The following is a 24,163-nucleotide window of genomic DNA, read 5'->3' as shown; positions in this document are numbered from 1 at the left end:
TTAAACTATTTGTTTCTTTTCTAAAACGAGTACGGAATTCTCCTATTTAATTCTTAACTTTTAATATGCTCTATAAATCTTCTAAACCCTGCTTGTCCCGCTTCATTACGCTTATACACACCAGCGTCCTCTAATACACGCATGAATTTCTTCCCCACTTCAGTCTTTACAAGATCCTGAACGTTTTCTTTTGTTGGGTTGCATGATTTTAGTTCGTCAGCCCATGACTGATGAATGGGGTTAATTGCATTCTGCTCCCCTATTAGGTATCTTACAATTTCCCCTAGTTCCATTTCTAGTCGTGCTGGTAAAACAGCTAACCCCATCACTTCAATTAAACCGATGTTTTCCTTTTTGATATGGTGTACATCTGCATGAGGATGGAAAATACCTAATGAATGCTCGTCATTCGTTCGATTGTTTCGAAGCACAAGGTCCAGCTCGTATTTGCCATTTCTTTTTCGCGCAATTGGTGTAATCGTGTTATGCGGCGTCTCACCGGTAAAAGCAAGAATGTCAACTCCAGGATCACTATACTGTCTCCAGGCTTGTAAAATATGGTCCCCTGCTTCAATTAGCTCTTCCTTATCTTTGCTTTTTAAGCGAAGAACGGACATTGGCCATTTTACAGTACTGAATTCAACGTTTGCAAAACGGTCACATGCAAAGGTGATCTCATCTTCCGCCTTTGCCATCGCAAATTCATAGTTCCCCCCCTGGTAATGATCATGAGTTAAGATGGAGCCCCCAACGATTGGGAGATCTGCGTTTGAGCCAATAAAATAGTGCGGGAACCTTTCAACAAAACCTAGTAAGCGTATAAACGTGTCTTTGCTTATTTTCATATCACGATGCTTTTCACACAGCAGGATACAATGTTCGTTGTAATACACATATGGTGAGTACTGCAAATACCAAGTTTCATCCTCAAGCGGAACGGGGATGATTCGGTGGTTAGAGCGAGCTGGGTGACCAATTCTGCCCGCATACCCTTCATTTTCTACACATAGCAAGCACTTTGGATAAGTAGAATTAGTAGTTTTCATTTCTTTTTCCAATGCAATTTGTTTAGGGTCCTTTTCAGGCTTTGATAAATTGATTGTGATATCAAGCTGGCCATACTCCGTCTCAACTTTGTATTCAATGTTCTTTTCAATTCGCTTCATTTGAATATAATTGCTATTTTTACTAAGCTCATAGAAATAGTTTGTTGCAGTAGCTGGGTCCTTCTTATATAGATCGTAAAAATGACGTGTAACAGCAGAAGGTAGTGGCATCATTGTGTTCATGAGTTTACTACCGAGTATCTCCTTCGCATCAAAATAGTCCTCGATTACTCCGTGTTCACATGCATACTCAATTAGTTCTTCAAGTAAGGTAGGAATGTCCTTATCGGTTGAAACTTGATTGGTTAATGAAAAGCCCTCGAGATTGAGCAAGGAAAGGATCTGATTTCGCACATAAATACGGTCTTCTAGTTGAATCAGTCCCACTGTGACAGCTTTTTCTGTTAGCTGTTGTACGGTTTCATAAATATTCATGTTATCCCCCTTCAGCTTTCGTACCCATTTGGGTGGTTTACATGCCAGTTCCACGCATCCTTCATAATTTCTTGTATAGACGTACGTTTGGGCTCCCATCCTAATACTTCCTTTGCTTTACCTGATGAGGCAATTAAAATACTAGGGTCCCCTGCTCGACGTTCACCAATCTTCACCGGGATATCACGTTCTGTCACCGCTTTTGCTGCCTCAATCATCTCTTTGACTGAAAAACCACTATTGCTTCCAAGGTTAAAAAAGTTACTTGAACCGCCATTTTTAAGGTAATTTAGAGCAAGGAGATGCGCGTGAATTAGATCCTCAACATGGATATAATCGCGGATACATGTGCCATCTGGCGTATCGTAGTCCTCACCGAAGACTGTAATGAACTCTCTCTTCCCAAGGGCCGTTTGTAAAACAACTGGAATTAAGTGTGTTTCAGGATCATGGTCTTCCCCAATTTCACCTGTTGCACGTGCACCAGCAACATTAAAATATCGTAACGATACGAATTTAATGTTATGCGCCATTTCTGACCATTTCATCATTTTTTCCATCGTCAGTTTTGTTTCACCATATGTGTTCGTTGGCACTGTTGGCATATCTTCTGTAATAGGCACTTGCTTTGGCTCACCATATGTTGCCGCCGTTGATGAGAAGACAATGTATTTCACATTGTTATTTTTCATTGTCTCAAGCACAACCTGTGTTCCATATACATTGTTGTCGTAGTATTTTAATGGATCAATCATGGATTCTCCGACAAGTGAATTTGCCGCGAAATGAATCACTGCGTCTATTGTTTCTTTTTCAAAAACAGCTTGTAAAAAGGCGCGGTCACGGATGTCACCCTTATAGAATTTCGCTTTTGGGTGTACAGCCTTTTGGTGACCTGTCTGAAGATTGTCAACAACCACAACCTCCTCATTTGCATCAATTAGCTGATAAACTGCATGAGAACCAATATAACCTGCCCCACCTAAAACTAAAATACTCATTTCAACCGCTCCTTATTGTTAGACAGTGGGAGGTCCCCCGTCCCATTCTTTTGCACCATCGCCAATGCTCACCTCATAGAAGGAAGCTTTGTAACCCATAGTTTTTTCATAAATTTCTTCAATTGCCTTGATGATTTTTGGTGCTTTGTTTTTTTCAACAAACGCAATGGCGCAGCCACCAAATCCGGCTCCTGTCATACGGGCACCAAGGACACCCTCTTGTGCCCAAGCAGCCTCCACTAGCGTATCAAGCTCAATCCCCGTCACTTCATAATCATTACGTAGTGAAGTGTGAGAAGCATTTAGCAGGCGACCAAATTCCGCTAGATTTCCACTTTTTAATGCCACTAACGCCTGAAGTGTTCTTTCATTTTCATACACAGCATGTTTGGCACGTTTTTGCAAAATTTCATTCGTAATAAGATGTTTGTGTTGTTCAAATTGCGTAGTTGACATATTACCTAATGCTTTTATATCTAACTTCTGTTGCAATTGCTTTAAGGCCTGTTCACATTCACTACGGCGCTCATTGTATTTCGAATCAGCAAGCTCTCTGCGTTTGTTTGTGTTCATGATTAGAATGAAATGCTCATCAAGATCGAGCGGTGCGTATTCATACGCCAATGTATCACAATTAAGTAAAATTCCGGAGTTTTCTTTCCCCATGCCGATTGCGAATTGGTCCATAATCCCACTATTCACACCAATAAACTTATTCTCAACTAGTTGACCAATCTTCACCAACTCAACTCGGTCAATAGTGAGGTTAAATAATTTTTTAAACAAAACCCCTGAAACAAGTTCAATGGAGGCAGATGATGACAACCCCGCGCCGTTCGGAATATTGCCGTAGTATAGGACATCTACTCCTGTTTGAATGTCATATCCTTTTTCACAAAGGTAACGAAGCATTCCCTTCGGATAATTAGCCCAATCGTGTTGCTTATCGTACTCAAGGTTGTTCAATTCAAATTCGATCACACCAACCTGTTCGAAGTTCATGGAATACATTCTAATTTTCTGATCATCACGCTTTCTTGCTAACGCGAAAGTTCCCTTCGTAATGGAAGCAGGAAAAACGTGACCACCGTTGTAATCAGTGTGCTCACCTATTAAATTGATCCTCCCTGGCGCAAAAAAGGTTCTGTAATCGCTTTCGTTAAATACTGCTCTAAATTTATCTGAAAGTTGACTGAGTTGCATCCGTGTAGCCTCCCACGACGTAATAAACTGCTTTATATAAAACAGTTTATATTCATTAGTAATGTATTTCAATGTTTTTACTAAAATTTTTACTAAAAGCATTACTCCCACCAATATACGAACTAAATTATCCCGAGTAGCAAATTACCTGATTTACTAACAATTTTTATGTATCTAGGTTACAGCCCTTAGCCTCTAAACCGCTATACCGTTTTCTCCCTCGTAATTTTCACCACCAAAAACAAAAAAAAGGCTGTCCAAAAGAATTTTACTTCTGGGCACCCTCTTTTCTTTTGAAGATATATAAATACAACATTGAATCCACTCAAGGCATTACTCAGCGATGCGGATGGCGAGCCTCCTCACCCTTCCTGTTGATTCTGGAGGAGACAAGCACCTCCCACTATGCTTTTATGCCCCTGGTGGAATTGCCGACGAGTCAAACCTTGTCTCTAAGTTTACGAATTTATTATATTCTTTAACAAACGCAAGTTGGACCGTACCAACGGGACCATTACGTTGTTTGGCAATAATAATTTCAATGATATCCTTGTTTTCTGACTCTTTATCATAGTAGTCATCACGGTAAAGGAAGGCAACGATATCTGCATCCTGCTCAATACTTCCCGATTCACGAATATCAGACATCATTGGACGTTTATCTTGACGTTGTTCCACCCCACGAGAAAGCTGGGATAAGGCAATAACCGGTACTTCTAATTCCCTCGCCAAAGCCTTTAAGGAACGAGAAATCTCTGATACCTCCTGCTGACGGTTTTCGCCAGAGCGGCCATTCCCTTGAATAAGTTGCAAGTAGTCAATAAGGATCATTCCTAAGCCATGTTCTTGCTTCAATCGACGGCATTTAGAGCGAATATCACCGATTTTTACACCAGGTGTATCGTCTATGAAAATACCAGAATTCGATAAACTCCCCATTGCCATCGTAAGTTTTCCCCAGTCCTCGTCTGTTAGAGAACCTGTTCTTAAATTCTGGGCATTAATGTTCCCTTCCGCACAAATCATACGCATAACAAGCTGCTCAGCTCCCATCTCAAGACTAAAGATGGCAACATTTTCGCCTGTTTTAGTGGCGACGTTTTGAGCAATATTTAAGGCAAACGCCGTTTTACCAACAGATGGACGAGCGGCAACAATAATCAAATCATTTCGTTGGAATCCAGCTGTCATGCGATCAAGTTCTGAGAACCCAGTAGCAATCCCCGTGACATCACCAACACGGTTGTGCAAAGTTTCAATATTATCATAAGTTCGGACAAGTACATCCTTAATATTATGGAAAGCACCCGCATTTTTACGCTGAGCAACTTCCAGAATGCTTTTTTCTGCCTCACTAAGAAGGGATTCAACTTCATCTTCCCTTTGATAACCGTCAGAGGCAATTGTAGTCGCTGTACGAATTAATCTTCTAAGTAAGGATTTTTCTTCTACAATACGAGCATAATACTCAATATTCGCTGCCGTTGGGACAGAAGCGGCAAGTTCACTTAAATAACTAACTCCGCCTGTGTCTTCTAATAGTTTAGCTGCTGCTAGTTCTTCCGTTACCGTTACTAAATCGACCGCTTTCCCCTTATCGTTTAAGTTTAACATCACTTCAAAAATTTTTTGGTGCGCGGCACGATAAAAATCCTCAGGAATAAGGACCTCTGAAGCTACAGTTAAAGACGAAGGCTCTAGAAAAATGGCACCCAACACTGCCTGTTCCGCTTCAATATTTTGCGGTGGCATCCGATCGGCTATTAATTCGTTCATCTATAAACCTCCCATAAGAGAATAATAGGTTAAAGCCTAAAACCCCTCACTGATTTCACTTGAAGTGGCATATTAAAGGAGCAAACCCTCTTGTGAAAAGCTGCTTGATAAAAAGTATAGTTAACATCTCAGAAATGTTTAGATATTTACAAAAAAACTGAACTGCTGACTTCGCTTGCCAGGAACAATCCTTCACATACAGTTCAAGTAAAAGCCCTAATGAAAAAAGTGATCAGCTAAAAAACTAATCACATCGATTTTAAAATAGAAAGGACAGAAAGCATTGCTGCATTCCTGCCGATGTCTTTATCATAACATGTTTTGATTGTAAATGAACTGCCAAATTTAGCTTACTTCTTTTACATGTACATTTAACGTTGCTGTTACCTCAGAATGTAACTTAACCGGAACCTTCGTTACTCCAAGTGCCCGGATGGCATCACTTAACTCAATTTTGCGCTTATCAATTTTAATTTTATGCTTCTTTTGCAGTTCTTCTGCAATTTGCTTGCTAGTAATTGATCCGAATAAGCGTCCACCTTCGCCCGATTTTGCAAGCAATTCCACAGTTAAGTTTTCAAGTTTTTCTTTTAATTCTTTCGCTTGTTCTAACTCCTCTTGGGCTTGTTTTTCTTCTTTTTTCTTTTGTGCATTGAGTGAACTCATTGCTGCAGATGTTGCCTCTACAGCTAGCCCTTGTTTAATAAGGAAGTTATGTGCATAACCGTCTGAAACATTTTTTATTTCCCCTTTTTTCCCTTTCCCTTTAACATCTTTCAAAAAAATGACTTTCATTCTTTATTTCCCCCTTCGAGATAATCTGTTATCGCCTCTTGTAACATCCTTTCAGCTTCTTCAAGAGACACATTCTGTAATTGTGTGGCTGCATTCGTCAAATGGCCACCGCCTTGAAGGTTCTCCATAATCACTTGAACATTCACTTCTCCTAGTGACCGGGCACTAATGCCAATAAGATTGTCGGCGCGTTTTGAAATAACAAAGGAAGCACTAACTTGATCCATTGTTAACAGTGTATCAGCCGCCTGAGCTATGATAACTTGATTGCTTAGTTCTTCATCATTAGCCTTAGCAATCACAATTCCTTCATGGAAAAAGTAAACATTTTCAATGATTCGCGCACGTTTAATATACGTATTGACATCTTCTTTTAAGAACTTCTGAACAAGAATGGTATCCGCCCCATGGCTTCGTAAATAAGATGCAGCATCAAAAGTCCGAGAACCTGTTCTTAACGTAAAACTTTTTGTATCAACAATAATTCCTGCAAGGAGCGCTGTTGCTTCTAACATTTTAATCTTGCTATTTTTCGGTTGATACTCCAGGAGTTCTGTCACTAATTCTGCTGTTGAAGACGCATAAGGTTCCATGTAAACAAGCAGTGGGTTTCGCACAAATTCTTCGCCACGGCGATGGTGGTCAATAACCACTATGTTTTCCACTTGATTTAATAATCGATCATCAATAACGAGTGAAGGCTTGTGGGTATCAACAATAACTAATAAAGTATCATCAGTAGCGATTTCAAAAGCTTGTTCTGGAGTGATAAACCGTGAATATAACTCTTCGTTCTTCTTCACTTCCTCCATCATTCTTTGAACGCTTGTATCAATTTCCTGCTGATTCACCACCACATACCCTTCACGCTTATTCATTTCTGCTACTTTTAAAATTCCAATGGAAGAGCCAATCGCGTCCATATCCGGATACTTGTGTCCCATTATAAGGACCTTATCACTTCCACTAATTAGATCACGTAAAGCATGGGAAATGACTCTTGCACGAACACGGGTACGCTTTTCAACTGGATTCGTTTTTCCACCATAAAATTTAACTTTACCATTTGGAACTTTAATGGCAACTTGGTCACCACCGCGCCCTAAAGCCAAATCAAGACTTGACTGTGCTTGAATACCTAATTCAGGTAAAGAAGAGACCCCTGTTCCTACACCAATGCTCAGCGTTAACGGCACATTTTGCTTTAAAGCCGTATCTCGTACTTCATCAAGAATGGAAAACTTCCCTTTTTCTAATAATTGTAGAATATGTTCGTTAAAGACGCCAATAAAACGTTCAGAAGATACTCGCTTTAAAAACACTCCATTATTTGTTGCCCATGTATTTAGAATCGATGTGACTAGATTGTTTAAACTACTTCTCATCTGGTCATCCATTCCTTGAGTTAACTCATCATAGTTATCCAAGTAAATAAAGGCAATAACCGGTCTTTCGTCGTAATAGAGTTTCTCTATTTCTGTTTGCTCGGTTACATCAAAGAAGTACAATAACCTTTCCTCAGCTTTATGAACAACGCGAAACTTACGTTCATGTAATGAGATAACCTCGGTCTCTACTTCTTGTTTAATAAGGGGAATTAGGGCATCTGCAACATCATATAATGAGCGCCCAACGAGTGTATCTTCATTAAAACAAGATGCAATAAATGGATTTGTCCACTCGATCGTGTAATCGTCATTAATTAACATGATCCCAATCGGCATTTCCATTAAGGCTTCCTCGCCAACTTTTTTAACCCGATAGGATAATGTCGTAATATAATCTGCCGTTTCTTTCTTCATACGATAAAAGACGTTAAAGATAAAGAAAATTAATAATCCGGTAAGGACATAGCCAATGGCTCCAATCCACCAATTATAAAAGGATAGAACACCAAGAAGAATAAGGAGCACAGCTATTAGCCCATATAAAGGATACTTAATTTGCCGTCTTTCTAAATAAGAAGGCATGTACTCAGCTCCTAAAGTCTAAATTTCTCATCAACCTTTTTTTTCAAAGCGTTTACGTAGGTCAAACCCTAAATCAATTATACCTAATATCCTAATAATATAAAGTACAATTGGAATCAAGAACGATAGGATAATGGCTACAATCAAGACTGCCTTAGAATACCCTTTTATATAGGAAACATGAGCGATAAAGGTAAAGCCTTGAAACAGCATGAGAAATTGTAAAATAAAAATAAGATTGGTTAATGCCCAATACCAGTAGCTCCCAACCTCAGGTTGAATTAGCATGGAAGCCAACAACGAAAGCAAATAATACCATAAGAGGCTTTTTGGTAAAGTCATCATTCGGAATGGAATCCATTTCTGAACATCCAAACCAAACCGTCTCATAATCGGAAAGCTAACCAGTTGAATGAGAAATACAATCATAAACGACGCCATTACGAACATGCTAGGCATTAATGTTTCTAATAAAGCGATTGAACTTTCAAATTGCTCAATAACCGCTTCGTCGACTGTTTGTCCCATGCCTTCGAGCATATTCACCGACGTATCAATCGATTGTTGAAATGTCACAATAAACTCTTCAATCATATTCATATTAAACAAGACGATTGAAACAGCATATTGAGCTAATGTAACTGCTAGAAACACAATAGAGCCTGCTACATAAGTCGCCAGGCGGCTCCTCCCTGCCTTGACCATTGCCCCCATCACAACTCCAGTCAGACCGTACAACAGAGTGAGTGGAATCGCGAGAAAAGTTCCAACGATGAGAGAGAGAATAACAGCTGCGATGAAAAAAATCAATGATTGTTTCCACTGATGTTTAGCTGCAAACATCATAAATGGGATTGGTAAGAAGAAATTTACAACAAGACCTAAACCTGGTATGTACAAAGTAATTAACATTAAGATTGTATAAATAGCGAGTAAAATCGCTCCTTCAGTCAAACGAAAAGTATTCTTATTCAAATTGTCACCTCTTAACAGAATAGACCAACACAAAAACTATTTTAGCTAGTAGGGACGAGAGATTCAACTAATACACTAGTATTTTAAATAGAAAGCCAATGTTGCAAGCCTATAAAAGCAAATTTGTGTACAGTCTCGAAAGTTTTTTGAGAGTAAGACAAAGAAAAAACCTTTAGAATGAATACGTCAAAAAACAATTCCCTATTTAGCGAAAAAAGGCAGCGGGAATCCCCGCTGCCTTTTTTACATATTATTCACCTGAAACATATGGTAATAATGCCATTGTACGTGCACGCTTGATTGCAACTGTCAATTTGCGCTGATATTTCGCGCTTGTTCCAGTTACACGACGAGGTAAAATTTTACCGCGTTCTGAGATGAATTTTTTAAGAAGATCTACATCTTTATAATCGATGTGTGTGATTCCGTTTGCTGTGAAGAAGCAAACTTTACGACGCTTAGCGCGTCCTCCTCTACGTCCTCCCATTGCCATGAGTGTTTCCCTCCTTTGTATTTTATTTTATCGTTCATACAAAACTAGAACGGAAGATCATCATCCGAAATGTCGATTTGACCGCCACCTGCGAATGGATCATCGTCTACCTTTGTGGTTCGTTGCGGTTGGCGTTGATTCTGATTACCGAATGGGTATTCTTGTCCACCATTAGGACGAGAACCAAACTGGTCTCCTCGATCAGATCCTTGACTCTGTCCTCGAGGCTCAAGGAATTGGACACTTTCAGCCATTACTTCTGTAACGTAAACACGTTTTCCGTCTTGACCTTCATAACTACGTGTTTGGACGCGGCCGTCCACACCTGCAAGACTACCCTTTTTCAAGAAGTTTGCAACGTTTTCAGCAGCACGTCGCCAAACGACACAGTTAATAAAATCCGCTTCTCTCTCACCTTGTTGATTAGTAAACGTTCGATTAACAGCAAGAGTAAACGAAGCAACTGCTACTCCATTAGGAGTATACCTTAGTTCCGGATCCTTGGTTAAACGACCAACAAGAATGACACGATTCATCATCAGCAATCAACCCCTTTCCTTCCAGTAAAAGTTCCACGTGGAACACAATTAGCTGAAAGATTTATCTATCAAAAATTATTTTTCGTCTTTAATCACGATGTGGCGAATGATATCTTCGCTGATTTTAGCTAGACGGGAGAATTCTTCTACCGCAGCTGGAGCAGCAATCACCTGAAGGATTTGGTAGTAACCATCACGGAAATCGTTGATTTCGTATGCTAAACGACGCTTACCCCAGTCCTTTGCTTCAGCAACCTCCGCACCATTTTCAGTTAAGATGTTACTGAAACGCTCGGTAAGAGCCTTCTTTGCCTCATCTTCAATGTTTGGACGGATGATGTACATAATTTCGTACTTTCTCATCACTTTCACCTCCTTTTGGACTAACGGCCCATATTAATGGGCAAGGAGCAATTATTCATTACTCACAGGTAAAGATTATAGCATATTAAAAATCCAAAAGCAACTTGAGAGTCAGTTTGGAATTTTATACTTCTATAACCTTAATTAAATACTAACATACGTTCGTATTCTTGTCCATTTTATCACCAAAGAAAACCCGCAAATAATTTTGCGGGCTATTTTTTAAACGTTAAAGCGGAAGTGGATAATATCTCCGTCTTTTACCTCGTATTCTTTTCCTTCAAGTCTAACCTTTCCGGCTTCACGCGCTGCTGTCATTGTACCAGCTGCAACTAAATCATCATAAGAAACCGTTTCTGCACGGATAAACCCTCTTTCAAAATCAGAGTGAATAATTCCAGCACATTGTGGAGCTTTCATTCCACGACGGAATGTCCAAGCACGAACTTCTTGTACTCCCGCTGTGAAATAAGTCGCAAGACCTAGCAAACTATAAGTTGCTCGAATTAACTGGTCAAGCCCTGATTCTTCGATACCAAGCTCGGATAAGAACATTTCTTTTTCTTCGCCTTCAAGTTCAGAAATTTCTTCTTCAATTTTTGCACAGACAACGATAACCTCCGCATTGTCTTCTTTTGCAAAATCACGCACTCGTTGTACATATTCATTATCAGATGGATCAGCGATATCATCTTCTCCAACATTGGCCACATAAAGCATCGGCTTTGTCGTGAGCAAGTGAAGACCTTTTACAACTTTCGCTTCTTCGTCGGTTAATTCAACCGTACGGGCAGCTTTTTCACTTTCTAATGCTTCTTTTAACTTTGATAGAATTGGGAATTCAACCAAAGCGTCTTTATCTTTTTGTTTGGCTAGCTTCTCAACACGTCCAATTCGCTTCTCAACTGACTCTAAGTCAGCAAGGATCAACTCAAGGTTAATCACTTCGATATCAGATATTGGGTCTACTTTTCCGGAAACATGTGTAATATTGTCATCCGCAAAACAACGAACAACTTGACAAATCGCATCCACTTCTCGGATGTGTGCCAAAAATTTGTTTCCTAGCCCTTCTCCTTTACTTGCTCCTTTTACGATTCCAGCAATATCAGTGAATTCAAATGCCGTTGGTACCGTCTTTTTTGGTTGCACCAATTCTGTTAATTTTGTTAATCGATGATCAGGAACTTCTACAATCCCAACATTCGGATCAATTGTACAAAACGGATAGTTTGCTGATTCCGCACCAGCTTGTGTTATCGCATTAAACAAGGTCGATTTCCCAACGTTTGGAAGCCCGACAATACCTGCTGTTAAGGCCATCCTTGTCACTCCTCTAAAAAGATCTATTATTTTGCAGATTAATAAACAGTAATCAATTTGCCTCCCACAATTATAGAGAGTAAGAAAAAAAAAGACAAGCTGTCCCTATAACGTCTTTTAATGGTTTAGATAAGAGTCTCACCAAATAAAACACGTTCTTAACAGCTTATCAAAACTAAACTTTTTCGATATTGACTAAACAATCGAACACTGTGCTGCCTAATTTATTATCTGATTCACGGTCGGAAGTAAGTTGATTAACTGAGCCTCCAAATCTTCTCCACATGCCTTCATCAATATTGATGGTTTTAGGATGTGCCATTTTAAGAATGGAAATTTTCCCGTGAATGTTGCCACGATTATTCCAAACCTTTACAATGTCCCCATTTTCTAGACCCTTTTCATTCGCAATATCTTCTGATACTTCCACTTTGACTTCAGGCACGGTCCCTAATACGTGAAAGTGTTGTGAATGATTTGACCGAAGGGGGTGGATGGAAAGCAAAGAGTAAGGGTACTTTTCTGCAAGCGATTGATTTGACCAAGTAGACTCCGCCGGCATCTTTAAAGTAATTTCACCTGTAAAACCAGCCTCTTTTCCTAAACCCGAAGTAAACTCGTATTTTTTACTTGGGGTTTTAAACTTCCGATTCTGCCACGGTATTTTATCAACTGGCAACTCCGCAAACTTGTTTTCTCTTAGATGCTCAATGGTAATTCCATAGTCTTTAAGCGAGGATAAACCAAGGTTTAGCCACTCTTCTCTTGTATAAGCAAAATCCTCCCCAAACCCAAGGCGGTTAGCAAGCCCGCGCCATATCTCTTCATCTGTCTTTGCCTCACCTCGTGGCTCCACAAGTTTTGGACCATGGTTCACAAAGTGATGATACATTGAAGCATAATAGACATCTTCTGTTTCAAAAGCAGATGTTACCGGGAGAATATAATCAGCTAATTCTGCCGTATCAGTCATGAATTGATCCATAACAACCAAAGTCTCTAATGAAGAAAATGCTGTTCTAGCTTTATTTGTATCAGGCAATTGAGTCAACGGATTTCCACATGTCACAAAAGCCATTTTTATTTCAGGGTCTTTTGCTGTTAAAATCCCCTCAGCCTGTTTCATCATCGTAAAACTGCGAGAAGCTGTTTTCCGCTCAGACAAGGTTAAGGTATCAATTTGAAAACTTTGGCCGACCTGCCTGTTCGCAAAATTTGCACCGCCGCCTGGAATACCAACGTTTCCACTCACTGCTACAAGCGCATCGATTAATCGAATCGTATTCCCACCATTTGCATAACGTTGCATTCCTAACCCAAACATAGTCGCCACCGGACGCTCAGCATAGATCCGAGCCAGTTGGGTAATTGTTTCTTCCGGTATTTCAGTAAACTGACTGATTTCTGTTAACGAGACTTTTTCTAATGTTGACAGTAAGTCCTCAAATCCAAGTGAGTAGTTATGAATAAACTCACGATCTTCAAGTTCTAAACGTACAATTTCTTTAATAATCCCAGCAGCTAAAAAGCCATCAAAGCCGGGTTTTATCGAGATATATTGGTCTGCAATTTTCGCTGTTGCATTATAAATCGGGTCAATCACATAAAGTTTCGCACCTGATTTTTGTGCCTTCTTTAACTCCTCATATAAATGCATATTTGTTCTTGCAACATTCCGTCCCCAAACAACAATGCTTTTGCTGTTCATTAAATCCCCAGGGGCATGACTATACGCATCACCAAAGTCCCAACTTTGTGCTTCGATCCCACTCCCCCAGCAAATAGAACCAGTTACTTCCGTCACGCCACCATAACAATTAAAAAATCGTTGGTCGAGATTAATTAACAAGCCTCCATTGGCATAATCATGACTGTGAAGGACGGAGGTTGTTCCATACTGCTCTTTATATTCTGTTAACTTGATAGCAATCTCATCAAGTGCTTGCTCCCAAGAAATCTGCTGAAATTCACCATTTATCTTTTTTAGTGGATGTAGGATTCGTTCCCCTGAGTTGATTCTCTTTTCCAGCATCCGACCACGGCCACAGATTTTCCCTTTTGTGATCGGATGCTCGTCATCACCTTCAACCTTAGTGACACGCCCATCCTCAATGGTCACTTTAAACCCACAACTGTCCCAACAGTTTAATGGGCATGCTGCATGTACAACTTTTGCCAATCTCCTCATCCCTTTTTATCTTTTTCCGACTCTCTTTATCCATATAAACTATAAATGTTTTTTTATAAGGTCCTTTTCTCATGTTGCTTTTGGCCAAAAAATACGTCTGAATAAGCTAAGTTATTTAAAAAATAACTACATTTATGAGAAAAGAGCTTGCAAAATAATTTTAAACAAACGAAATGACTACTATTTTGTTAAAATCGGCTTAGGATTTTAACAACAACTCTACGAAAAAACAACCTTTATAAAAAGAAGCAGGATTAATCCTCCTGCCTCTCTAAAACCTTTTTCAGTTTACGTGTAAAATCTCGACGTGGGATTAACACACTATGGCCGCAACCTTCACACTTAATCCTTATGTCCATTCCTAGCCGAATAACCTTCCACCGATTTGTGCCACATGGATGAGGCTTCTTCATTTCGACAATATCATTAAGTTGAAATTCTTTTTGTTCCAACAATCTGACCTCCTACTTAGCAATCAAATTCTTTCTACTAAGTGACCTTTCCAAACATGTGAGCAAACGTCCACTGATTGCATTTGTTTTATTTTAACAAGTTTCGGCTCAATTCAAAAGTAAATGACTCCAGTTGTTAAAGAAGGCCCTTTTCTCAAACTTTGTTATTTTTCGAGATAAATTGAAGAGAAATCACTTTATTTCCACTTGAAAGGACTTTTTAGATTAAGAGAAAAGGGCCAGCAAACTTAGTACGGACACACAAAATGGCTGATTCTTCGCTTTAAGATTTTTACAACAATCGCTACGAAAACAGCCTTAAAGAACAAAGCTCATAGCTAATTAATCAGACCTTGTCACTCTCCTTCATGCTCATCAGACATGAGTTTTCATTCAATGTATAGAATCGCTTGATTTTCCGTATACTGTTATTATGAATTTAAGGGAGTGGAGTCAATGAATCTTAACTTTTTTGATCGAAAAGGTAGCGATTTTAAAGTGAACCATGAGGACCAACAAGCAGCTTCAAAGTTGTCCAAAAATATCCTTACGTTGCTACCACCTGTCACGAGTCGCCCGATTGTTATTGTTTGCATTGGAACTGACCGATCCACTGGAGATTCATTAGGCCCACTTATCGGAACTTTTCTTAAAGAGAAGGATACAGCTCCTTTCCATGTTTACGGTACCTTGGAGCATCCTATCCATGCAGTTAACCTTGAAGAGAAATTGCGCGAAATTAAAGAAGTTCATTTTAATCCTTTTATTATTGCCATTGACGCCTGCCTTGGACGCATGAAGAGCGTTGGTTATATCCAAGTCGGCACTGGACCAGTTAAGCCTGGCGCAGGCGTAAATAAGGACCTCCCAGAAGTAGGGGATATTCACATTACAGGCATCGTCAATGTGAGTGGTTTTATGGAATTTTTCGTACTGCAAAACACCCGCTTAAACCTTGTTTTGAATATGGCAAAAACAATCGCCAATGGTCTCCATGAAACTAGCACCCATTTCCCGGAGAATCCAACATGGTCAGAAATCAAATGGAACTTAGATCAAGAACAAACGAATTAAACTTCAAAGGGGCGAAAGGAAGTCAAGGTGATGTCTTTTCCCCCACTGCTTTCCAATACAGTCACTTTGGGGAGGTTTTGCTATTTGTCAATCGCTTCTCTGTCCTTCAACAAAACGTTGATAGACAGATTAACTTGCTTTTCACGCTTTTCTGTCCCTCAATCGCCCGTTCTTAGACAGTTTAAACAGCCTTTCCCACTTTTCTGTCCTTCTACCCAGCGCCACTCCTATCAATCAAGCAAATAAATATACCCCTGTGACCAATATAGCTGTTACAAGAATTCCAGGTAAAAGGTTCGCCACTTTAATTTTGGTAACCCCTAATAAATTCAAGCCAATTGCAAAAATCATTACACCACCTGATGCAGTAAGCTCCAAAATAAAGCTATCCATTAGTGCAGCTGGCACGAAACGGTCGATTTGGGTGGCAAATGTGGCAATTAGTCCTTGATATAGAACAACAGGTATAGCTGAAAATAAAACCCCGATTCCTAAAGTAGTGGTCAAAATAAGGGCAGTAAAGCCATCTATCATTGCTTTTGTATAGAGAACATCATGATCTCCTCGTATCCCACTATCGAGTGCACCAATAATTGCCATTGCTCCAATCACAAAAATCAGAGTAGCCGTCACAAACCCTTGTGAAATACTACCTTCCCCGGTATTGCCAATTTTCTTCTCCAACCAATGCCCAACCGCATTTAATTTATCATCTAATTGAAGATACTCTCCAATCACTGCACCAAATACAAGACTGATAATGACAATTAAAAAGTTCTCACTTTTAAAACCCATTTGTAAACCTAAAACAATAACAGATAATCCAATTCCATGCATAACCGTCGTTTTCATACCTTCTGGAATCCGGTGTAACCATTTACCGAGAAGTGTTCCGACGATAATCAATAAACCATTAACAATCGTTCCTAATAAAAACATACTTTTCACCTTTATTTAACTGGATTTTACACTTTAAAATGTAAATTTATCGAAAAAAAAAGCCATCTGCAAAGATAGCTTAAGACTGGGATTTCCCAATTAATTCAAGAATCCGTTCAAGGTCATCTTTTGAAAAGAAATCAATCTCGATTTTCCCTTTGTTCTTCGCTTGTTTAATCGTAACCGTTGTTCCGAACCGTTCCCGCAGGTGTGTTTCTTGTTCGCGAATAAACAAATCTTTAACAGGTTTTTTCTTTTTCTCTTTTGGAGCCTTATTATTCAACTCTTGAATTAGTAACTCTAGCTGTCTTACATTTAAACCTTCTCTCAATACCTTTTCTGCAACAGCTTGAAGCTGATCCTTATTTCTTAACCCTAATAAAGCACGGCCGTGCCCCATCGAGATTTTTCCTTCAGAAATGAATCCTTGAATTTTAGGTGGCAAACTTAATAGACGAATCGTATTGGCAAGGTGAGGACGACTTTTCCCTAAACGCCTCGATAACTCCTCTTGCGTCAATCCCAGCTTCTCCATTAATGTTTGGTAAGCTGCCGCTTCTTCAATCGGATTTAAGTCTTCTCGTTGCAAGTTTTCTAAAACCGCAAGTTCCATCATTTGTTGTTCATTTAATTCACGCACAACAGCTGGAACAGTTTCCAATTTCGCTGCTTTGGCAGCACGATATCGCCGCTCACCAACAACAATTTCATATCCTTTAATGCTTCTCCTTACAATTAGCGGCTGAAGTATACCATGTTCAATAATTGATTCCTTCAACTCATCAATCGCCTTTTCTTCAAATACTTTACGTGGTTGGTAAGGATTCGGACGTAGTTCCGAAATCGTAATTTCCTTTACGCTTTCTTCTTTACCAACTTCCATATTAAAGAAAGCATTTAAGCCTTTTCCTAACCCTTTAGCCATGTGAAAGCACTTCCTTTGCAAGATCTAAATAAACCTCAGCGCCTCTAGACTTTGGATCGTAGATAATGATCGGCTCTCCGTGACTTGGAGCTTCACTCAGCCGAATGTTGCGAGGAATAATGGTTTTGTACACCTTGTCTTGAAAATATTTTTTCACTTCTTCAATGACTTGAATTCCTAAGTTTGTTCGTGCATCTAACATGGTAAGCAGAACTCCTTCGATCTTCAAGTCATGATTTAAATGTTTTTGAACCAAACGGACTGTGTTTAATAGCTGACTTAACCCTTCAAGTGCATAATATTCACACTGTACAGGAATCAATACAGCATCCGATGCCGTTAATGAGTTAAGTGTCAGCAACCCAAGTGAAGGTGGACAATCAATGAGGATATAATCAAAGTCCTGTTTCACCTCTTCAAGAGCCCTTTTCAGTCTAACTTCCCGGGAAATAGTCGGTACTAATTCAATTTCTGCTCCTGCTAGCTGAATGGTCGCCGGGATCACAAATAAATTTTCAACAGATGTTGGGAGAATAACATCGTTTGCTGCCACATCGTCCACAAGGACATCATAAATACATTGGTTTACGTCTGCCTTTTCTATTCCTACGCCACTTGTTGCATTTCCCTGGGGATCGATATCAACCATTAATACCCTTTTCCCGATATATGCTAAGCAGGCACCCAAATTAACAGAAGTTGTCGTCTTGCCAACTCCCCCTTTTTGGTTCGCAATTGCAATGATTTTGCCCACATTGTCACCTACCTTCAAACCTTTAACTTCTAGTAAAAAAATGAACTACTCGTCATAGATTTTCAAAAAAAATAACCATGTCTATTATTTTATCATAAACATAAACTAGCTATATAAAAATCTACAAAAAATGTGAGAAACTCTAGTTCCTCACATTTTCTAGTTATTTCTTTTTCGGTATTTGAATCGTAATTTGATAAAAGTCATCAAATTCCTCTTCTTCCGACTTTAAATTAATCCCTGAATCAGAAACCATAGACAAAGATTGTCGAATCGTATTAACGGCAATTCGCATATCCTTGCTAAACGCTTTGCGTCTTGGTTTTGGCTTTTCATTTGATTGATTAAGAATTCTTTCAACTCTTGCCTCTGTCTGCTTCACATTTAAGGATTTTTCAATGATTTCTTCTAGGAGCTGAACTTGTTTTTCAGGATCCTTTAAAGGAATCAGTGATCTTGCGTGTCGTTCAGAAATCGTTTTATTTAGAAGTGCATCTTGAACTTCTTGAGGCAACTTAAGAAGTCGAAGTTTATTCGCAACCGTGGATTGGCCTTTTCCTAAACGCTGGGCCAATGCTTCTTGAGTTAAACTATGAATTTCTAATAGTTTTCCATAAGCAATCGCTTCTTCGATTGGGGATAGTTCTTCACGTTGAAGGTTTTCAATTAAAGCGATAGACGCGGTTTCTGCATCATCTAAATTATTTATAATGGCCGGAACTTCTTCCCATCCAAGTTTTTTCATCGCTCGGTAACGGCGTTCTCCAGCGATGATTTCGTACTTTCCACCCTCAAATTCCCTAATGACGATGGGCTGAATTACTCCGTGGATATGGATTGTACGGGCTAGTTCCTCAATTTTTTCATCGTCAAATACCGTTCTTGGCTGAAATCGATTTGGAACGATATCATCAATTGGGATTTTTTTTATTTCATCTCGTTCTTCAGGTTTCTCTGCTTCTATCTGTTCCTGTTCCTGCTTTTCACCCAGACCAAAAAAGCGTGAAAAAGAAGGCTTCATTCCCCTGCACCACCTTTATGAAACTCCCTTTTAACCTATTCTCTATTTAAAGACAAGTTCCTGCTACTAAGTATTATTATAACCTAATTTTAGAGAGAAGGTACCCCTATTCAATTGGACTCTTATTCGGAGTACCTGGTTTTCTCGGATATTTTTTAGGTGTTGGTTTCACTTTTTCAATCACCAAAATGTTTCGTTCGCTTTCCTCAACTGGCAAAAGAAAAGAATACACATTGGTTAACTTACCACCTAGAGCACTAATTGCCTTTTTTCCAGCTTGGACCTCTTCTTCCGCTTGTCCACCTTTCATCGCAATAAAATTGCCACCAACTTTTGCTAATGGTAGACAAAGCTCACTTAAGACGGATAAGCGGGCAACTGCTCGTGCCATAACAAGATCATACTGTTCACGATAATTTGGATTTTTCCCAAAGGTTTCCGCACGGTCATGAATGAATTGGACATTCTCCAACTCAAGTTTGTTTGCTAAATGGTCAAGGAATGTAATTCGCTTGTTTAGCGAGTCAACAATTGTAACATTCAAATCAGGAAATGCGATTTTTAATGGGATACTTGGAAAACCTGCCCCAGCACCGACATCACAAATTGCTGTGGATTGAGAAAAATCAAAATGAAAAGCAGCTGATATAGAGTCATAAAAGTGCTTTAAATACACTTCTTCCTTCTCTGTAATAGCGGTTAAATTCATTTTTTCATTCCACTCAACAAGCGTATTGAAATACATTTCATATTGTTTCATTTGTTGTTCTGTTAATTCAATTCCTTTTTCCAATAAAGCAGCTTGAAATTGCTCTGGATTCATAGGCTTTTCCTTTCTGCAAACTGCAAAAATTTCTTTATCCCGCATTAACTGGCAGTATGCCCCCTACTTAAAGTTGAGAAAGACCCGAAAAGGATAAGTGGGGGTTCAACTGAAAGTCAAAAGCCCGATTGATGAAATAAGGTTTTTCTTAGGGCACTAGCCTTTTGAAAAATCAATCAGGCTATCCGCAACTAACATTCAGTTGCGGATGAAAAAACCATTGAAGAAGTTTTCACTCTATCCTTCATTGGATACTCGGGCAATTTTCCCATGTTCAATATAAACAAGTAAAATGGAAATATCAGCCGGGTTAACCCCAGAAATACGCGATGCTTGTGCAATCGAGAGTGGACGGACATTTTTAAGCTTTTGACGCGCTTCTGTCGCAATTCCCGTAATCGCATCATAATCAATATTTTCTGGGATCTTCTTTTCCTCCATTTTCTTTAAACGATCGACTTGCTGCAATGATTTTTCAATATATCCTTCATATTTCACTTGGATTTCAACTTGTTCTTCCACTTCAGAATCCAACTCAAACTCAGATGGAATAATTTGCTTTATATGGTCATATGAAATCTCAGTACGTCTTAGGAAGTCAGCGCCACGAATACCGTCCTTGAGCTCGCTTCCACCAAGAGAACGGATTAAGCTCTGAACTTGTTCCGAAGGCTTTATGATTACAGTCTTTAACCTTTTCACTTCAGCCTCAATCGCTTCCTTCTTTTGCATGAATCGCTGATAACGATCTTCAGGAATCAATCCGAGTTCATATCCTTTTTCAGTCAAACGTAAATCTGCATTGTCATGGCGAAGCAACAAACGGTATTCTGCTCTTGAAGTCAAAAGGCGGTACGGTTCATTGGTTCCTTTCGTTACAAGGTCATCAATCATAACACCAATGTACCCTTCGGAGCGGCTTAGGATGACTTCATCTTTGCCTAACGCACGTCTACCGGCATTGATCCCTGCCATTAATCCTTGACCAGCTGCTTCTTCATATCCAGAAGTACCATTAATTTGCCCAGCAGTATAAAGGTTTTTTACTACCTTTGTTTCTAATGTTGGCCATAATTGAGTAGGAACAACCGCATCATATTCAATTGCATAACCAGGGCGCATCATTTTTGCGTTTTCGAGCGCTGGAATCGTCTTTAAAATTTGATGTTGAACATCTTCCGGTAAGCTTGTAGACAAACCTTGAACATATACTTCCTGGGTATTACGCCCTTCTGGCTCAAGGAAAATTTGATGACGAGGTTTATCGTTAAAGCGAACAACTTTATCCTCAATAGACGGACAATATCGTGGACCTGTTCCTTTTATCATACCGGAAAACATCGGAGAACGATGCAGGTTTTGGTCAATTAACTGATGAGTGTTTTCATTCGTATATGTTAACCAACAAGGAAGCTGATCGGTAATGTATTTCGTCGTTTCGTACGAAAATGCTCGAGGCACATCATCACCAGGTTGAATCTCTGTTTGAGAATAATCAATTGTATTACTATGAACTCGAGGAGGAGTTCCAGTTTTAAAGCGAACTAGGTCAAACCCCAACTCTTCAAGATGTTCTGAAAGCTTGATAGATGGTTGTTGGTTATTAGGACCGCTTGAGTACTTTAACTCGCCAAGGATGATTTCTCCTCGTAGAAAGGTTCCAGTTGTGATAATGACCGTTTTGGAGCGATATGCTGCTCCTGTCATTGTGACAACTCCCTTACATTCATCATCCTCAACAATCAACCTTTCAACCATTCCTTGAACCATGGTTAAATTAGGCTCTTCTTCCATCGTCTTTTTCATTTCATGTTGATAAGCGAATTTATCAGCTTGTGCACGCAAGGCACGCACCGCAGGCCCTTTTCCTGTGTTTAACATCCGCATTTGAATATACGTTTTATCGATATTCCGTCCCATCTCGCCGCCTAGAGCATCAATTTCTCTTACGACAATACCTTTAGCTGGACCACCAATCGAAGGGTTACATGGCATAAATGCAATCATATCTAAATTTATGGTGATCATTAATGTTTTGGCACCCATGCGTGCCGCCGCAAGACTGGCTTCACTGCCGGCATGACCTGCGCCAATCACAATAACATCATAATTTCCGGCTTCAAATGGCATTTGGCTGCCTCCTTTTATTGTTAAAAATTACTTTCCTAAACAAAACTGTGAAAATAACTGATCAATTAAACTTTCATGAACACTATCCCCAATGATTTCACCAAGAAGCTCCCAAGAACGTGTTAAATCAATTTGGACGATATCAATTGGTGTCCCTGCTTCTACCCCATTAATAGCCTCTTCAATTGCATTTTTCGCTTGAGTTAAAAGCGCGATATGACGACTATTTGAAACATAAGTCATATCGCCAGCTTCAATCGCGCCAGTAAAGAATAAGGATGAAATAGCTTCCTCAAGCTCATCGACACCCTGATCCTCCTTTAATGAAGTTGTCACGACTTTTGCGTCTTTTGCTAGTTCCGTCACCGCTACGAGATCCAGCTGTTGCGGCAAGTCTGTTTTATTGACAATGACGATTACATCCATACCCTCAACCGCTTTAAATAAATTGCGGTCTTCCTCTGACAAGGCTTCTGAATAATTCAAGACGAGAAGAATTAAGTCTGCCTCTTTAAGAACCTGACGTGACCTTTCAACCCCAATTCGTTCGACAATATCCTCTGTCTCACGTATCCCAGCTGTATCTAACAGCCTTAATGGAACTCCACGTACATTTACATATTCCTCAATTACATCCCTAGTTGTCCCAGGGATATCTGTAACAATTGCCTTATTTTCTTGAACAAGACTATTTAAAAGCGAAGATTTTCCAACGTTTGGCCGACCGACAATTACCGTTGACAAGCCTTCACGTAGAATTTTTCCTTGTTGCGATGTTTGCAACAGTTTCCCAATTTCTTTTTCGACATAACTAGATTTTTCAAGAAGCATTTGATGGGTCATTTCCTCGACATCATCATATTCAGGATAGTCAATATTCACTTCTACATGTGCCAACACTTCTAGGATTTCTTGTCGAAGTTTGCGGATTAAACGTGATAACCGACCGTCCATTTGGCCAAGCGCCATGTTCATTGCCCGATCTGTTTTGGCACGGATTAAATCCATTACGGCCTCAGCTTGAGACAAATCAATTCGACCATTCAAAAATGCCCGTTTAGTAAACTCACCTGGTTCAGCTAATCTCGCACCTTCATTTAGCACAAGTTGCAATACCCTGTTCACTGAAACGAGTCCCCCGTGACAATTAATTTCAACAACGTCTTCTTTAGTAAAAGTTTTAGGCCCTTTCATAACAGAAATCATCACTTCTTCAGCAATTTCTCCTGTCTTCGGGTCGATTATATGTCCATAATGAATGGTATGAGAAGCTACGTCTACAATTTTTTTATTTCCTACCCCTTTAAATAACTTGTCCGCAATTTTAAATGCATCATCTCCACTTAAGCGGACAATTGCAATGGCTCCTTCTCCCATTGGAGTAGATATCGCTGCAATTGTATCAAACTCCATGCCTTCACCTCATTTCTTCTATCATCACAATCTATATTCGAATATCGTTCACCAATTTTATAGACTAACACATCTATTATGAAAAAAATATCTTTCAGGTTTAACTTATCCACACGTAAAATCAAGTATTTACTATTTTAACTTATCCACATGTGAATAACAATAAAACAAATTCTCGCAGATGCTTCAAAAAACATTTAAAATCCAAGCTTTTTCTAACGTTTTATAAAAAAATGTATAATAATACCTAGAGCTAGATCCAATCTACCTAAATTGTAAAAAGTACATGGATGTTCATTTCCCCTCCAAGCACTCCGCTTATAGCCGACAGTCCTTGAAGCCTCTCTAACTTCACCTGAAAGAATCTTACTTCTTTCCTCTCTGCTCCTTTCGCCTTACCTTCTACGCAGAAGTTTTTGTCCTTTACTCTTCAACCTACCTACTAAAAGGCAAGTAGGCTTCTAA

21 protein-coding genes are annotated in these 24,163 nt (G+C 39.4%); 1 reads left to right on the top strand and 20 read right to left on the bottom strand.

Annotation, left to right across the window (positions count from 1 at the left end; all coding sequences use genetic code 11):
• Positions 1–53 precede the first annotated feature (53 nt).
• The 13 genes from galT to M3182_RS20775 form a co-directional block, all read right to left on the bottom strand.
• Positions 54–1,541, bottom strand: coding sequence for a UDP-glucose--hexose-1-phosphate uridylyltransferase (gene galT, locus M3182_RS20835; RefSeq protein ID WP_251559863.1), 1,488 nt, complete (start codon positions 1,539–1,541; stop codon positions 54–56).
• An 11-nt stretch (positions 1,542–1,552) separates the two neighbouring features.
• On the bottom strand, positions 1,553–2,542 hold the full coding sequence (gene galE, locus M3182_RS20830; RefSeq protein WP_251559861.1) for a UDP-glucose 4-epimerase GalE: 990 nt from the start codon (positions 2,540–2,542) through the stop codon (positions 1,553–1,555).
• An 18-nt stretch (positions 2,543–2,560) separates the two neighbouring features.
• Entirely contained in the window at positions 2,561–3,745 is a 1,185-nt protein-coding gene (locus M3182_RS20825) for a galactokinase (protein ID WP_251559859.1), read from the bottom strand.
• A gap of 411 nt (positions 3,746–4,156) precedes the next feature.
• Positions 4,157–5,521 (bottom strand): replicative DNA helicase, encoded by a 1,365-nt coding sequence (gene dnaB, locus M3182_RS20820; protein WP_251559857.1) that lies wholly within the window; start codon positions 5,519–5,521, stop codon positions 4,157–4,159.
• A 345-nt stretch (positions 5,522–5,866) separates the two neighbouring features.
• Positions 5,867–6,316 carry a 50S ribosomal protein L9 gene (gene rplI, locus M3182_RS20815; protein WP_251428370.1) on the bottom strand — a complete coding sequence of 150 codons (450 nt, stop codon included), beginning with the start codon at positions 6,314–6,316 and terminating at the stop codon, positions 5,867–5,869.
• Positions 6,313–8,286, bottom strand: a complete 1,974-nt coding sequence (locus tag M3182_RS20810; protein WP_251428373.1) for a DHH family phosphoesterase — start codon at positions 8,284–8,286, stop codon at positions 6,313–6,315. The genes rplI and M3182_RS20810 overlap by 4 nt, the downstream gene beginning before the upstream one ends.
• 30 nt (positions 8,287–8,316) lie before the next feature.
• Positions 8,317–9,261, bottom strand: coding sequence for a YybS family protein (locus M3182_RS20805; RefSeq protein WP_251559856.1), 945 nt, complete (start codon positions 9,259–9,261; stop codon positions 8,317–8,319).
• Positions 9,262–9,511: 250 nt separating this feature from the next.
• Positions 9,512–9,748: a 30S ribosomal protein S18 gene (rpsR, locus tag M3182_RS20800; RefSeq protein WP_251428484.1), complete on the bottom strand. Its 237-nt coding sequence runs from the start codon at positions 9,746–9,748 to the stop codon at positions 9,512–9,514.
• Between the two features lie 50 nt (positions 9,749–9,798).
• Entirely contained in the window at positions 9,799–10,293 is a 495-nt protein-coding gene (ssb, locus tag M3182_RS20795; protein ID WP_251428379.1) for a single-stranded DNA-binding protein, read from the bottom strand.
• A 75-nt stretch (positions 10,294–10,368) separates the two neighbouring features.
• A complete protein-coding gene (gene rpsF / locus M3182_RS20790) occupies positions 10,369–10,656 on the bottom strand; it encodes a 30S ribosomal protein S6 (RefSeq protein WP_251559854.1) in 288 nt (95 codons plus the stop codon).
• Positions 10,657–10,878: 222 nt separating this feature from the next.
• On the bottom strand, positions 10,879–11,979 hold the full coding sequence (gene ychF / locus M3182_RS20785) for a redox-regulated ATPase YchF (RefSeq protein WP_251428398.1): 1,101 nt from the start codon (positions 11,977–11,979) through the stop codon (positions 10,879–10,881).
• 175 nt (positions 11,980–12,154) lie between these two features.
• The gene (locus tag M3182_RS20780; protein WP_251559852.1) at positions 12,155–14,158 is read right to left on the bottom strand and encodes a molybdopterin-dependent oxidoreductase; all 2,004 of its coding nucleotides are present in this window, start codon (positions 14,156–14,158) and stop codon (positions 12,155–12,157) included.
• Positions 14,159–14,421: 263 nt separating this feature from the next.
• Entirely contained in the window at positions 14,422–14,619 is a 198-nt protein-coding gene (locus M3182_RS20775; RefSeq protein ID WP_251428404.1) for a DUF951 domain-containing protein, read from the bottom strand.
• Between the two features lie 456 nt (positions 14,620–15,075).
• On the opposite strand from M3182_RS20775, the gene yyaC reads away from it, so the two are divergent.
• Positions 15,076–15,693, top strand: coding sequence for a spore protease YyaC (gene yyaC, locus M3182_RS20770; protein WP_251428407.1), 618 nt, complete (start codon positions 15,076–15,078; stop codon positions 15,691–15,693).
• A gap of 234 nt (positions 15,694–15,927) precedes the next feature.
• On the opposite strand, the gene M3182_RS20765 is transcribed toward yyaC, so the two are convergent.
• From M3182_RS20765 to mnmE, 7 genes are all read right to left on the bottom strand, one after another.
• Positions 15,928–16,632, bottom strand: coding sequence for a DUF554 domain-containing protein (locus tag M3182_RS20765; RefSeq protein WP_251428409.1), 705 nt, complete (start codon positions 16,630–16,632; stop codon positions 15,928–15,930).
• A gap of 79 nt (positions 16,633–16,711) precedes the next feature.
• Positions 16,712–17,557, bottom strand: a complete 846-nt coding sequence (locus M3182_RS20760) for a ParB/RepB/Spo0J family partition protein (protein ID WP_251428412.1) — start codon at positions 17,555–17,557, stop codon at positions 16,712–16,714.
• Entirely contained in the window at positions 17,550–18,311 is a 762-nt protein-coding gene (locus M3182_RS20755; protein ID WP_251428415.1) for a ParA family protein, read from the bottom strand. The genes M3182_RS20760 and M3182_RS20755 overlap by 8 nt, the downstream gene beginning before the upstream one ends.
• 163 nt (positions 18,312–18,474) lie before the next feature.
• Complete coding sequence (noc, locus tag M3182_RS20750; protein WP_251428418.1) at positions 18,475–19,332, bottom strand: nucleoid occlusion protein; 858 nt, start codon at positions 19,330–19,332, stop codon at positions 18,475–18,477.
• A gap of 106 nt (positions 19,333–19,438) precedes the next feature.
• Positions 19,439–20,155 carry a 16S rRNA (guanine(527)-N(7))-methyltransferase RsmG gene (gene rsmG, locus M3182_RS20745; protein ID WP_251559906.1) on the bottom strand — a complete coding sequence of 239 codons (717 nt, stop codon included), beginning with the start codon at positions 20,153–20,155 and terminating at the stop codon, positions 19,439–19,441.
• A 237-nt stretch (positions 20,156–20,392) separates the two neighbouring features.
• Complete coding sequence (mnmG, locus tag M3182_RS20740) at positions 20,393–22,285, bottom strand: tRNA uridine-5-carboxymethylaminomethyl(34) synthesis enzyme MnmG (RefSeq protein ID WP_251559850.1); 1,893 nt, start codon at positions 22,283–22,285, stop codon at positions 20,393–20,395.
• Positions 22,286–22,312: 27 nt separating this feature from the next.
• Positions 22,313–23,698 (bottom strand): tRNA uridine-5-carboxymethylaminomethyl(34) synthesis GTPase MnmE, encoded by a 1,386-nt coding sequence (gene mnmE, locus M3182_RS20735; RefSeq protein ID WP_251428424.1) that lies wholly within the window; start codon positions 23,696–23,698, stop codon positions 22,313–22,315.
• Between the last annotated feature and the right edge of the window lie 465 nt (positions 23,699–24,163).

The sequence above is a fragment of the Mesobacillus maritimus genome, from assembly GCF_023715205.1.
Lineage (GTDB): Bacteria > Bacillota > Bacilli > Bacillales > Cytobacillaceae > Mesobacillus_B > Mesobacillus_B maritimus_C.
This window is presented reverse-complemented; position numbering and strand designations above follow the sequence as displayed.